This window comes from Ferrovibrio sp. GW821-FHT12E11 (genome assembly GCF_058806975.1).
The window spans coordinates 1,942,722-1,955,727 of the sequence record NZ_JBXAQG010000001.1 but is presented as its reverse complement, the minus strand read 5'-3'; the positions used below and the strand labels follow the sequence as shown (position 1 = coordinate 1,955,727).

At 61.0% G+C, this 13,006-nt stretch carries 12 protein-coding genes; 9 read left to right on the top strand and 3 right to left on the bottom strand.

Going from position 1 to position 13,006, the window contains the following annotated elements:
- The first annotated feature begins 1 nt into the window (after position 1).
- The 4 genes from AC1ROT_RS09685 to AC1ROT_RS09670 all read left to right on the top strand — a co-directional run bounded on the left by AC1ROT_RS09685 (position 2) and on the right by AC1ROT_RS09670 (position 3,400).
- On the top strand, positions 2-565 hold the full coding sequence (locus AC1ROT_RS09685; RefSeq protein WP_492972424.1) for a GNAT family N-acetyltransferase: 564 nt from the start codon (positions 2-4) through the stop codon (positions 563-565).
- A gap of 3 nt (positions 566-568) precedes the next feature.
- Positions 569-1,711: an acyl-CoA dehydrogenase family protein gene (locus tag AC1ROT_RS09680; protein WP_492998684.1), complete on the top strand. Its 1,143-nt coding sequence runs from the start codon at positions 569-571 to the stop codon at positions 1,709-1,711.
- A 79-nt stretch (positions 1,712-1,790) separates the two neighbouring features.
- The gene (locus tag AC1ROT_RS09675; RefSeq protein ID WP_492972426.1) at positions 1,791-2,120 is read left to right on the top strand and encodes a DHCW motif cupin fold protein; all 330 of its coding nucleotides are present in this window, start codon (positions 1,791-1,793) and stop codon (positions 2,118-2,120) included.
- 41 nt (positions 2,121-2,161) lie between these two features.
- Positions 2,162-3,400 carry an MFS transporter gene (locus AC1ROT_RS09670; RefSeq protein WP_492998682.1) on the top strand — a complete coding sequence of 413 codons (1,239 nt, stop codon included), beginning with the start codon at positions 2,162-2,164 and terminating at the stop codon, positions 3,398-3,400.
- A 9-nt stretch (positions 3,401-3,409) separates the two neighbouring features.
- On the opposite strand, the gene AC1ROT_RS09665 is transcribed toward AC1ROT_RS09670, so the two are convergent.
- From AC1ROT_RS09665 to AC1ROT_RS09655, 3 genes are all read right to left on the bottom strand, one after another.
- Positions 3,410-5,137: a Na/Pi cotransporter family protein gene (locus tag AC1ROT_RS09665; protein ID WP_492998680.1), complete on the bottom strand. Its 1,728-nt coding sequence runs from the start codon at positions 5,135-5,137 to the stop codon at positions 3,410-3,412.
- A 581-nt stretch (positions 5,138-5,718) separates the two neighbouring features.
- Positions 5,719-6,246 carry a hypothetical protein gene (locus AC1ROT_RS09660; protein ID WP_492998678.1) on the bottom strand — a complete coding sequence of 176 codons (528 nt, stop codon included), beginning with the start codon at positions 6,244-6,246 and terminating at the stop codon, positions 5,719-5,721.
- Positions 6,247-6,300: 54 nt separating this feature from the next.
- Positions 6,301-7,011, bottom strand: coding sequence for a response regulator transcription factor (locus AC1ROT_RS09655; RefSeq protein ID WP_492998677.1), 711 nt, complete (start codon positions 7,009-7,011; stop codon positions 6,301-6,303).
- Between the two features lie 503 nt (positions 7,012-7,514).
- On the opposite strand from AC1ROT_RS09655, the gene AC1ROT_RS09650 reads away from it, so the two are divergent.
- From AC1ROT_RS09650 to AC1ROT_RS09630, 5 genes are all read left to right on the top strand, one after another.
- Positions 7,515-9,341 (top strand): methyl-accepting chemotaxis protein, encoded by a 1,827-nt coding sequence (locus tag AC1ROT_RS09650; RefSeq protein ID WP_492998675.1) that lies wholly within the window; start codon positions 7,515-7,517, stop codon positions 9,339-9,341.
- Positions 9,341-9,856 carry a chemotaxis protein CheW gene (locus tag AC1ROT_RS09645; protein WP_492998673.1) on the top strand — a complete coding sequence of 172 codons (516 nt, stop codon included), beginning with the start codon at positions 9,341-9,343 and terminating at the stop codon, positions 9,854-9,856. Before AC1ROT_RS09650 ends, AC1ROT_RS09645 begins: the two co-directional genes overlap by 1 nt.
- A 65-nt stretch (positions 9,857-9,921) precedes the next feature.
- Positions 9,922-10,392, top strand: a complete 471-nt coding sequence (locus tag AC1ROT_RS09640) for a hypothetical protein (protein ID WP_492998671.1) — start codon at positions 9,922-9,924, stop codon at positions 10,390-10,392.
- Positions 10,393-11,075: 683 nt separating this feature from the next.
- Positions 11,076-11,972 (top strand): beta-keto acid cleavage family enzyme, encoded by an 897-nt coding sequence (locus AC1ROT_RS09635; protein ID WP_492998669.1) that lies wholly within the window; start codon positions 11,076-11,078, stop codon positions 11,970-11,972.
- A 52-nt stretch (positions 11,973-12,024) separates the two neighbouring features.
- Entirely contained in the window at positions 12,025-12,993 is a 969-nt protein-coding gene (locus AC1ROT_RS09630; protein ID WP_492972435.1) for a Bug family tripartite tricarboxylate transporter substrate binding protein, read from the top strand.
- Positions 12,994-13,006: the final 13 nt, after the last annotated feature.

Here is a 13,006-nt window from a genome sequence, read left to right as displayed (position 1 = left end):
GATGAGCAAGATGGATGTCCTGCCGGCACGGGTGCGCCCTCTCTGCGAGGATGATGCCCCGTCTTATCGCGCCTGCCTCGACCAGGTGGCGCGCGAACGCCTGTTCATCGCCTTCACCGAGGCGCCGTCGGAACACGAGGCGCGTTTCTACATCAAGGCCATGCTGCAGCGGCAGCTGCCCTTCGTGGTGGCGGTCGATCCCATCGATACCGTGGTCGGCTGGTGCAACATCCATGTGGCGCCTGACAATCCGAACCGGCCTGGTTTCGGCCATGTCGGCATCCTCGGCATGGGCCTGGTCGAGCAGTATCGCGGCAAGGGCCTGGGCACTCAGATGATGCAGGCCTGTTTCGACTGGTCGGGCCGCGTCGGCCTCGAACGGATCGAGCTGCAGGTCTACGCCTCCAACACCGGCGCCATCGGATTGTATCGCAAGTTCGGCTTCACCACCGAAGGCGTGAAGACCCGGGCCCGCAAGCTGGACGGCCATTACGATGATATCGTGCTCATGGCGCGGCTGCGGCCGCCCTCGGCCTCTCCTGCGGATAATGGCGGCGGGCGCTGACCAATGCTGATGGCCTCGCCCTATTACACGGCCGATCATGAGGCCTTCCGCGACCAGCTCCGCCGTTTCGTGACGAAGGAGATCGCGCCTTTCGTCGATCAGTGGGACGAGGCCGGGGAATTTCCGCGCGCGCTCTATAAAAAAGCCGCCGGCGTCGGCATGCTGCAGCTCAATTTCCCCGAGGAGTATGGCGGCATCGCCGCCGACCGCTTCTACGCGGTGATCCTCGGCCAGGAGCTGGCGCGCACCGGCTCGGGCGGCGTGGCGGCATCGTTGATGAGCCATACCATCGGCACCCCGCCGATTGCCAAACTCGGGTCGGAGCATCTCAAGCGCCGGGTGCTGCCGGCGGTGCTGGCCGGTGAGAAGATTTCGGCGCTGGCGATCACCGAGCCTTCGGGCGGCTCGGATGTCGCCAACCTGAAGACCACGGCAAAGAAAGACGGCGACCATTACGTGGTGCGCGGCGAGAAAACCTTCATCACCTCCGGCATGCGTGCCGATTTCTACACCGTGGCGGTGCGTACCGGCGAGGCCGGCATGGGCGGCATCTCGCTGCTGCTGATCGAGCGCGACACGCCGGGATTCAGCCGCACGCCACTGAAAAAGATGGGCTGGTGGGCCTCGGATACCGCGACGCTGCATTTTGACGATTGCCGCGTGCCGGTGGAAAACCTGATCGGCGCGGAGAATCAGGGCTTCCGCGGCATCATGCTGAATTTCAACGACGAGCGGCTGGGACTTTCGGCCAGCGCCATCGGCTTCGCTCGCACGGCTTACGACGAGGCGCTGGACTATGCGCGCCAGCGCGAGGCCTTCGGCAAACGCCTGATCGGCCATCAGGTGCTGCGGCACAAGCTGGTCGACATGGCGCAGCGGATCGAGGCAAGCCAGGCGTTCCTCGAGCGCGTGGCCTGGGCGCTCGACCAGGGCGAAAGCCCGATTGCCGAATTGTGCATGCTGAAGAACCAGGCGACCCAGACCATGGCCTTCTGCGCCTCGGAAGCCGTGCAGATCCTCGGCGGCGCCGGCTTCATGCGCGGCGCCAAGTCCGAGCGCATCTATAGAGAAGTCAAAGTGAACGCCATCGGCGGCGGCACCGAGGAAATCATGAAGGACCTGGCGAGCCGGCAACTGGGCTGGTGATTGTCGCCCGACAATTCTGCGCTGGATTTCCGTGGAATGCAGGACTAGAAGCGGATTGATCCCGCCACGGAGCGTCCCCATGCAGATGTCCCAGATTCCCTTCGGCACCACCGACTGGTCGAAGATCGAGCCCACCCATCACAAGGGCGAAACCGGCAGCGCCACCTGGCGCACGCAGACCTTCGGCGGCATCCGGGTGCGCCGCGTCGATTACACGCCGGGCTACCTGGCCGACCACTGGTGCGTGAAGGGGCATATCCTGTTCGTGTTGGAAGGCGAGCTGGAGACCGAGCTTGAAGACGGCCGTGTTTTCACCATGACGGCCGGGCAGTCCTACCAGGTGGCTGACAATGCCGAGCCGCACCGCTCGCGCACCGCCACGGGAGCAAAGCTGTTCATCGTCGACTAGTCCGCGTCACTTTTCAGTCCAGGGCAGGAAACGTAAAAACAATGACCGTACAGACGGCGACCGCCGACGATATCGAATCCTCCTATGCCTGGATGCGTCTCGTTGTCGCTATGGTGATCGGCACCATCGGCGGCGTCGGCATGTGGTCGCCCGTCGTCGTTGTGCCGGCCGTACAGGCGGATTTCGGCATCACCCGCGCCGAGGCCGCGCTGCCTTACACGCTGACCATGATCGGCTTTGTCTTCGGCAGCATTCTGGCCGGACGGCTGGCCGACAAGCGCGGCATCATCTGGCCGGTGGTGCTGGCGACCTTGACCATGTCGGCGGGATATGTTGCCGCTGCGCAGGCGCCGAGCTTCCTGGTCTTCGCCGTGATCTGCGGCCTGATGGGCCTGATGGGCAGCGCGGCCTTCTTCGCACCGCTGCTGGCCGACACCTCGCTGTGGTTCGACCGGCGGAGAGGTCTGGCGATCGCGCTCTGCGCCAGCGGCAACTATGTCGCCGGCACGATCTGGCCGCCGGTGCTGGAGCATTTCATTTCCACCATCGGCTGGCGCGACACACATTTCTATGTCGGCCTGTTCTGCCTGGTCACGCTGCTGCCGCTGGCGCTGCTGCTGCGCCGCCGGCCGCCGGCGCTGAAGGTGGCGACGGCTGCCGCCACGGCCGGCTTCGTGCGGCCGCTTGGCCTGCGGCCCAACATGCTGCAGGGCCTGATTGTTCTCATGGGGCTGGGCTGCTGCGTCGCCATGTCGATGCCGCAGGTGCATATCGTCGCCTATTGCGTCGATTTGGGTTACGGCCCGGCGCGCGGCGCCGAAATGCTGTCGCTGATGCTGGGATTCGGCATCGTCAGCCGTCTGGCGTCCGGCTGGATTTGCGACAAGATCGGCGGGCTGGCGACCCTGCTGCTTGGCTCGACCCTGCAGATGATCGCGCTGTCGCTCTACCTGCCGTTCGACGGGCTGATGTCGCTCTATGTGATTTCGGCGATGTTCGGCCTGGTGCAAGGCGGCATCGTGCCGAGCTATGCCTTCATCGTGCGCGAACTGTTTCCCGCCGGCCAGGCCGGCCTGCGCGTCAGCCTGGCGATTTCCTCGACGCTCGCCGGCATGGCGCTGGGCGGCTGGATGTCGGGCAAGATCTACGACTTCACTGGCTCGTACCAGGCAGCCCTGGTCAACGGGATCGGCTGGAACCTGGTGAATGTGCTGCTTGCCGCCTGGCTGCTGTGGCGGCTGACGCGGCAGCGGCCAACATCCATGACCGCCGACGCATAAACCGTCCGGTCAGGCCAGGCTGGCGCGGCCGGCCGATTTTGCCGTTTCGGTCGAGCTGCGATCCAGCCGCTCTTCGGCGCGCAGCCGCGTTGCCGACAGCTCGCCCGACTGTTCCAGGATCGGATAGGCCACTGCGGTCAGGTGGCTGTTGATGCGCTTGAGGTCACGGATCAGGTCGAGATGGATGGCGCTGGTCTCGATGCTTTCCGAGCGGCCGTCGCGGATGCGCTGGTAATGATGCTCGGCGGCGATCTGCTCGGCCTCGCGCAGGTCGGCCTTTTCCTTCAGAAGCTGGCGCGCCAGTTTCACGTCGCCCGACATGAACAGGTTGCAGGCCATCTGCAGGTTGGCAGCGACGCGATGATGGAAGTCGGTCAGTTCGGCCAGGCCTTCCTTCGAGAAAGTCAGCTTGTTCTTGATCTTCTTCTGGGCCAGATCCATCAGGTTCTTGTCGATGATGTCGCCGATATGCTCCAGATTCGTCGTGAAGGTCAGCACCTCCACGTAACGCCGGCTCTCGGCCTCATCCAGGCCATGCTTGCTCAGCTCGGTGAGATACAGCTTGATCGCCTCATAGAGGCCATCCACCGCGTCGTCGGCCTGCTCCACGGCCTTTTTCAGCTTGGCATCGTCCTTGGTGAACACCGTCATGGTGTCGTCCAGCATGCGCGCCACGGCATCGCTTAAACGCAGCGTCTCGCGCGCCGCGCCGGCCAGGGCCGCAGTCGGCGTGTCGAGTGCGGAATGATCCAGGTAACGCGGCTTGCTGCCGTCGTCGACAGTGGGCAGGTCGGGCATGATGCGCCTGGCCAGACGGTCCAGCGGTGTGGTCAGCGGCAGGAAGACCAGGGCGATGGCGATATTGAAGGCGGTATGGGCATTCACCGCCATGCGCGCCGGATCGGCGCCGAAGACGCTCAGCCATTGCGGCAGCTGGGCGATGAACGGCAGCACGGCCACGGTGGCGAGCACGCGGGTGATCAGGTTGGCAAGCTGGGCGCGGCGGGCGGCGGGCGGTTCGCCACTGGACGCCAGCAGCGGCGAAATCGCCGTGCCGAGATTGGCGCCGACGATCAGGGCGATCGCCAGACTGCCATCGATGGTGCCGGCTTTCGCCATGGCGGCGGCCAGCAACACGGTGGCGAGGCTGGCATGGCTGATCCAGGTCAGGATCGCGAACAGGATGATGGCGAGGATCGGTTCGCGCTCCAGCGGCGACATCACGATGCTGAGGCCGGGCGAATCGCGCAGCGGCGCGGAAGCGCCGATGATCATCTCCAGCGACAGCAGCATCAGGCCGAGGCCGATCAGCAGGCGGCCGCCATGGCGCAGCATGCCGCCTTCCGACGACAGGAAACCGATGACGCCGAAGACGATGCAGAGCGGCCCGAGCCAGTGCAGGTCGAGCGAGAGATACTGCGCAGTGATCGAGGTGCCGATGCCGGCGCCGAGCAGCACGGCAATCGCCGCCCCGCCGACGATCAGGCCGCGGCCGGCAAAGGAGGAAACGATCATCGCGGTGGCGGTGCTCGACTGCAGCAATGCCGTGACGCCGATGCCGGCGAGGAAGGCATGGACGCGGTTGCGCATGGCGCCGCTCAGGTAGCGTCGGAGCGAGGCGCCGAAGGCGCGCGTCATGCCGGTGCGCACCATGCGCACGCCCCAGAGCAGCAGCGCCACGCCGGCGGCCAGATTGAGGAGGAGTTCGGTCGCGCCTGGAGTGGTGGCAGGGTTCATTGCGCGGCCCCCCGGATATGGCGCGACGGGGAGACGGAGGGCGCGCCAGCGTCCAGCGCAGGAGAATCGGGATCGGGGTCCGGATCGCGGAAAATCGCCATTTTTACTGATACCTTAAGAGCCAAATCGGATTGTTACAGTTTAATTACACCTAGATGACACTAGGGCCAAGCGGTTAATCCCGGATGTGCAGATCTTCTCTGAACTGAACGGCTCGGTGCACAGCGTGCCATCTCTGATGCACGGGAGCGTGCCAGAATAAATGAACAGATATTCCGAGAAATTGTTCAGATTGAGACAGATGCTGATGCGCGATTGCGCGAAGGAGAGAAAAAATGAAAACCGATGAATCGTTTGGTTATGCGCTTATGGCCGAGTTTCTGATTCTGCTCGGCATGCTGGGTATTGTCATGGCATCTTAGGCCGAGGATGTCATATTGCAGGGATTCGGGCTTGCTCTGGCGGCTTTTGCGGTCTTTTACAGCTTCTTTGCAATCGATCGGGCGTACCGCTAGGTAGCGCGGCGTAGCGTCAGATTTTTGAGCTAACGGAAAGTGCGTGACGAAGGCTTTGACACCATCTCACGCCCGCCTGCGATACTCTTCCGCATTTACGAGACGCACATTCGGATCCAGAACCGTCTGGAATCCCAGGCCACGGAAGGCATAACTCAGCAAATCCATGGGCTGGTCAGTACCATCCCATCCGGCGCCGGTGAGGCAGATGACATCATGGCCTGGCCGCAGGCCCAAAGTGCGGATGAGGTCGAGCGAGATCGCCAGCGCCGAGCAGGATTTATCGCGTTCATCAATGCGATCGGCATATACGGCCACATGATTGTCTGTTCGGTTCATGAGGGCGCGGAATGCATGTTCGAGCACGGGATGCGAGCCTATCTGAAGGATATCCATATCCATCACCAGGCCGCAGGTTTTTCCCTTAAAGGCATTCAAGGTGCTGGTGAGGCCGTCTCGCATCTTTTGAACGAATACCTGGCGGATTGGGCTCCATTCCGAGCGGCAAAGCAGGCCCGGCATGACGACGATGATCGCGGAGAAATCCCAGGCTGGCATCCTGTCGCGGTATTGTGAGGTGCGCTGTGTTTTCATGACCCCTGAATAACTCCCGAGGATGGATACATGAAGTCACCAGACGCAGACCCATCACGGTTTCTGGGCGGCGGTAGTCTCGGGGCTTTCTCCCATCGCGATGCGATAGCCGGCCTTGCTAGTAAGAATGATCTTCGGATCTTCCGGATCTTTCTCCACTTTCACGCGCAACTTGCGCACCAGGACCCGAAGGGTGTGCCTGGTATGCTCATCATCCCGTCCCCATAATTCTATGGCAAGGTCGGCCGGGCTAACGGCCATGCTGTCGCGGCGCGCGAGCGCAATCATCAGAACCGCTTCCATGCGCGATAACCGAATGGGTTTTCCGCCTTTCCGTATCATTCCAAGGGAAGCATCGAGCTCAATCGTCGCACCATCAATGATCTTTCTATCGCTGCGCTTGCGCAGATTCGCTTTTATACGCGCGAGCAGTTCCGTGTTGTTGAAGGGCTTCTCCACATAGTCGTTGGCGCCGCCGTCGAACGCATCGACCTTGGAGGACACAGCATTGACACCCGACACGATTATGACGGGCCCCTGCCAGAATTTGCGCAACTCTGACAGGGTCCGCAGGCCTGACAGTCCAGGCATTTCCATATCGAGCAGGACGAGGTCAACATGCCGCTTGTGAAGAATGGAAAGGGCGGTTTCACCACCTTCTGCTTCAAGAAACGTGTAGTTGGAGGTAGCAAGAATCACGCTCAGATGTGCGCGTATATTCTTGCTGTCATCAACAATTAGAATTGAACGTCCAGCGCCCGGCATTGGGTCTCCTGCTTTTCTTATACGCGACATACTCACGCCGAGATTTGTTGGCCACAGACTAGAAGGCGTGCCGGCAGTGCATATTGATTTGCGTCAATCGAAAATAGGCGCTGCCATTGAAAGTTGGTAACCAGACCGCTTCATGGAAGGTCGGGTCCGGAGTATCTCTGTCGTTCGCATCTGCGACTGATTTACAGATGAATTAATGATTCAATCGTCGTGCAGTCGTGCAGTCCGATCGACAGCCGCACGCACCTGATAAACGAATCTGGATGGTCGTCCAGCATTACCGGCCGCATTTCATACGCGGTCATCATCTGGTGATTTCCGTCGAAACTTCTTCTCCGTCACAACGTCGCTGCCCGGTCACGACGGACACAGTCGCAATGTCCACACACCAGCGACATGTCCGATGGGGATTGAGGTGGCAAAGCGGCCTTGCCGAAAGTCACTTGAAATATCAGGCGATGCAGAAGGCTGACAGACTGACGAAAGGCTAAACGATGTTATTCTTTTCCGCTTTGTCTTCCACTAAGGACTTGCGCGCGCAGTTCGCGGCCATCAACAAGTCGCAGGCAGTAATCGAATTCGGCCTGGATGGCACGGTCCTCGATGCCAATGAAAACTTCCTGAAGACTCTCGGCTATACCCTGAACGAGATCAAGGGGCAGCATCACGGCATATTCGTTGAACCGGCCTATCGGGCCAGCGCCGAATATCGCGCCTTCTGGGAAAAGCTGGGGCGCGGTGAGTTCGACGCTGCACAATACAAGCGCCTAGCCAAGGGCGGCCGCGAGGTCTGGATCCAAGCGAGCTACAACCCGGTATTCGACAGCAACGGAAAACCTTACAAGGTGGTGAAGTTTGCCACCGATATCACCGCACAAAAAGCGGCGATGGCCAATTATGAGGGACAGCTAGCGGCGATCGGCAAGGCGCAGGCCGTTATCGAGTTTACGCTGGATGGCACGATCCTGGATGCAAACGAGAACTTCCTGAAGACGCTCGGCTATGCCCTGGATGAGATCAAGGGTAAGCATCACAGCATGTTTGTCGATTCTTCGTACCGGGAAAGTGTCGATTACCAGGTCTTCTGGGCCAAGCTTGGTCGCGGGGAATACGATGCCGGCCAGTACAAGCGCATTGGCAAGGGCGGCAAAGAAGTCTGGATCCAGGCGAGCTACAACCCGATCATGGACGCCAACGGGCGCCCGTACAAAGTGGTCAAGTACGCAACCGATGTCACGGCGCAGACTAAGGCTGCGCAGATGATGCAGATTGCAGTGAGCCAGGTGCAGGCCGTGGTAGATGCCACCCGCGCCAATGACTTGACGCTGCGCATCGATATGAACGGCAAGAGCGGCGACATCCAGACGCTGTGCGAAGGTGTCAACGACCTGGTCGGGACGATGACCGGGATCATCGGCGGCATCCGCGAGGCATCCGATACCATCGCGGCGGCTTCGGGCGAGATATCCACGGGCAGCCAGGACCTGGCGCAGCGCACGGAAAGCCAGGCGGCGTCGATTGAAGAAACCGCGGCTTCCATGCATGAAGTCACGACGACCGTGAAGCAGAATGCCGACAATGCCCAGGCCGCCAACCAGCTGGCCAGTGCGGCCCGCGACACTGCCGAGAAGGGCGGTACAGTGGTGCGGGACGCCGTCGCGGCCGTCAGCCAGATCGAGGAAAGCGCCCGCAAGATCAGCGACATTATCGGTCTGATTGACGAGATCGCCTTCCAAACCAACCTGCTGGCACTGAATGCCTCGGTGGAAGCAGCGCGCGCCGGTGAGGCCGGTAAGGGCTTTGCCGTGGTAGCGCAGGAAGTCCGTGCGCTGGCGCAGCGCTCGGCCAATGCGTCCAAGGACATCAAGGCGCTGATCCAGACCTCGAACGGCCAGGTGAAGACCGGCGCCACTCTGGTCAATCAGGCGGGCCAGTCGCTGACCGAGATCGTGTCGGCCATCAAGAAGGTGTCGGACATTGTCGCCGAGATCGCCGCGGCCAGCCGAGAGCAGGCGACCGGCCTTGAGCAGATCAACACGGCGGTCGCCAGCATGGACGAGATGACCCAGCGCAATGGTGCATTGGTAGAAGAAACGTCCGCCGCAGCACAGTCGCTTTCGAACCAGGCTGGCGAGCTCGCCACGGTGGTGCAGCGCTACAAAACCGGTGACGAGGCTGCTGGTCTTCGTACCGTTGTGGGTCGGCCGGCGCTCAAAGTCATTGCCGAGAAGCGGATTGTGGCAAAGCCGGTTTCGGCGCTTAAGCCAGTGGCCTCGCGTGGAAACGCTGTGCCGAAGGCGGATAGCTGGGAGGAATTCTGATGTCCGCCGCACTCCATGCCGCCCTCCCGGTTGCGCACATGAGCGAATCGTCTGACACGAATCAGGAATGCCTTACCTTCACAGCAGCCGAGCAGGAGTATGGCGTTGCCATACTCAGTGTGCGGGAAATTCGTGGATGGGCCGCGGAAACGCCATTGCCGAACAGTCCGATTGCGGTGCGTGGCATTATTAATCTCCGGGGTCAGGTCGTGCCGATCTACGACCTGCGCATTCGACTTGGCGCGGCACCGAGTACGCCAACCGGGACCCACGTGGTGATCATCGTGGAAGCCGCGTGCGGATTCTACGGTCTGCTGGTCGATTCAGTGTCTGATATTCTCTCGGTGACTAATCAGGAACTGCAGCCTGTGCCACAGACCGGCGTGAGCATGGATAACGCGTTCATCACCGCGTTGCTCGCCCGCGAGGACCGCATGGTGTCACTGCTAGATCTCGATCTACTGGTGCGAAAATGCCCCGGAACCGATGTGGAGATGCCTCTGATTGCCGCGTGAATGTACTTGCCCCAGCCTGTCGAAATACAGCACCAGGCAGTCCATTACAGCATCTGGAAAAATCCATGTCTGACGAATGCAAGGCGAACTGGCTGGCAATGCCTGGCTATGACAGGGCCGCCAGTTTCTTGAACGGCCTTAATATCGATGCCGGGCTGTTCTCTGATCCGGCGCGCACCGAGGAATGGCTGGTTGCTGCGGAGAATTTATATCATGCGCTGCTGCTGATGGAGCTGCAGTATTCGGTTACTCAACCGGTCACAAAACCATTCTGGTTCTCTACTGCTCCATTGGGAGGGGAGTATGCCCAATTCTTCCGCCTGGCATCGAAGGTTCCGACGTCAGACCTTGAACGGCTCGATTCCGTACAAAAGCTTGTCCTGTTCTCCAATCTGGTCCGAATGATTGCCGCGGCCTGCGAAGATACGGCCGCCATTAATGCCCATAAGCTGGAATGCAAGGATGTGGATGTGAGTATACCAAGCGGGGCGCTGGGCAGGCGCAGTCCGGGTGGAAATGCCCCCTCGCCGCACTGATAAGGGGCGCATTTTCGCGTTCCAACGCCCGATGAAGGGCTTGCGCCGAGAAATCCAGACGAGTGTGAGTTTGCACCTTTGAATTTGTGCAGAGTTCGCGTCATGCCTCAGAATTTTGGGCAAAGTTTCTGTCACGCGGCGAGTCTAGGATAATATAACACATTGAGTTATTTCAATGACTTACTTTGCAAATCTGTGCAGCCATAAAAACATCTCAGACTGGTCTGAACTGGGCCATTACCTGCACAGTGTGCACTTGGGGCCTCAACAGGTGTGCATTGAGAAATGAACACCTACTGGGGAAGTCTGTTCAGATTGGGGCGGTTATCGGCACCGCTGTTTTCGCGCGCAAGATCTCCGACAGACATTAAGGACATCGCCGCCACGCCTCAGCCAAAGCGCCGGAAGACCGAAGCCGCGAAGGCCCCTGCTGCTGATCGGCTTGGGTTTCGGTGCGCCGGGCGCGGCGCGGGAATGCCTGGCATCGACGGACGGGCGCGTTGCTCATGTTTCCGATCACCCCTGTGCCTCGACAGGAATCTGGCCCGGGTCACAAGCATTCCGTATTGCGGAATGGCAGCACATTGCCCAGCCACTGCCGCCGCTTCCATTGTAGAACCCGGAGCAAGGGATGCCGTCGAAAGAGGGCAACAGGATACGCCCAGGGGGAGTGAGGCCAGCCGATGCAATCGCGCGTCATCATCACGTGTGCCGTGACCGGCAACCAGACTACGCCGGAGATGACACCGCATCTGCCGATCACGCCTGAACAGATTGCCGAAGCCTGCCTGGGTGCGGCCGAGGCCGGCGCTGCCAGTGTGCATATCCATGTGCGCGACCCGCAGACCGGTCGTCCCTCCATGGCGCTCGACTATTATCGCGACGTGATGAATCGCATCCGCGCCAGGGACAAACAGCTCATTATCAATCTCACCACCGGACCGGGCGGCCGTTTCGTGCCGGACGCAGACGACCCCAAGGTCGCCGCCCCCGGCACCACGCTGATGCGACCCGAAGACCGGGTGGAGCATATTGCGCGCCTCAAGCCGGATATCGCCACCCTCGATCTCAACACCATGAATTCGGGCAAGCAGGTCGTCATCAACACGCCAGACAACGTCCGCCGCATGGCTGCGGTGATTAACGGCGCGGGCGTGAAGCCGGAGATTGAACTCTTCGACTCTGGTGACATCGCGCTCTGCCGCGACCTGGTCAGCGACGGCACCCTGAAGGGTCCGGTCCTGTGCTCGGTGGTCATGGGCGTGAAATACGGTTTCCAGCCGTCGCCGGAAACGGTGCTGTATGCGCGCAGCCAGCTTCCGCCCGGCACCCAGTGGACCGCGTTCGGCACTGGCCGCTCGTCCTTTCCGATGGTGGCGCAATCCTATCTGGCCGGTGGCCATGTTCGCGTCGGGCTGGAGGACGCGGTCTATCTCGAAAAAGGCGTGCTGGCCGAATCCAATGCCGCCATGGTGGAGAAGGCACGCGACATCGTCGAGTTTCTGGGCGGAGAAATTGCCACCGCGCGGCAGGCGCGCGAAATGCTGGCTCTGCCGATATACGAAAAAACAATGGCCTGACGGACTCAAACAACACGTGCAGGAAAACCTGCGCAGAAAATCGGAGGAAACCATGCGTCTGTTCTCTCTTGCCCTCTTCGGCCTCGGGCTTGCCCTTGCTCCCTGTCATGGCGCCGTTGCGCAGGGATGGCCGGATCGTCCGGTCACCCTGATCGTGCCATTCCCGGCAGGCTCCGCGATCGATTTCCTCGCACGGGCCACCGGCAGCGAACTGGCCGACAAGCTGGGCAAGCCGTTCATCGTCGAAAACCGCACGGGAGCGGGCGGCAATATCGGCGGCGCCGCGGTGGCCAAGGCGCCGGCCGATGGCTACATGCTGCTGTTCGGCACGCCGTCGCCGATCGCGATCAACAAGCTGATGTACAAGGGCCTGTCCTATGACTCGGATAAGGATTTTACACCGGTCGTTCTCGTGGCCAAGTCGCCGCTGATCATCACGACGCGGCTCGGCTTTCCGGCCAAGACCTTCGAGGAGCTGATCGCTTATGCCAAGAAAAACCCTGGCAAGGTCAACGTCGGCAATCCCGGCAATGGCACGCTCGGGCATATCACCGCGGAACTGATCCAGCAGTTTACCGGTGTGACGATGACGAACGTGCCTTATCGCGGCACCGTGCCTCTGATGACCGATCTTCTGGGCGGCCAGGTGGATGTTGCCATGGATTTTATGCCGACCTATGTGCCGCAGGTGACCGAACGCAAGATTCAGGCCCTGGCGGTAACCACCAGCCAGCGCAGCAAGCAGCTTCCTGATGTGCCGACCGTACAGGAAGCAGGCTTCAAGGGCTTCGAGGCCTCTGCATGGTACGCGATGGTCGCGCCAACCGGCACGCCGCGCGACATCATCAACAAGCTGAACAAGGTGGTGAACGACTTCGTGAAAAGCGACAAGGGCAGAACCCTTCTGGAGCAGAATACCCTGGAGCCCGTCGGCGGGTCTCCGGAAGACCTCAAGGCCTTTATCGCCAGCGAGCTTGCCAAGTGGAAGCCGGTGATCGAGGCGGCAAAAATCGAGATGTAATGGATCGAGGCCG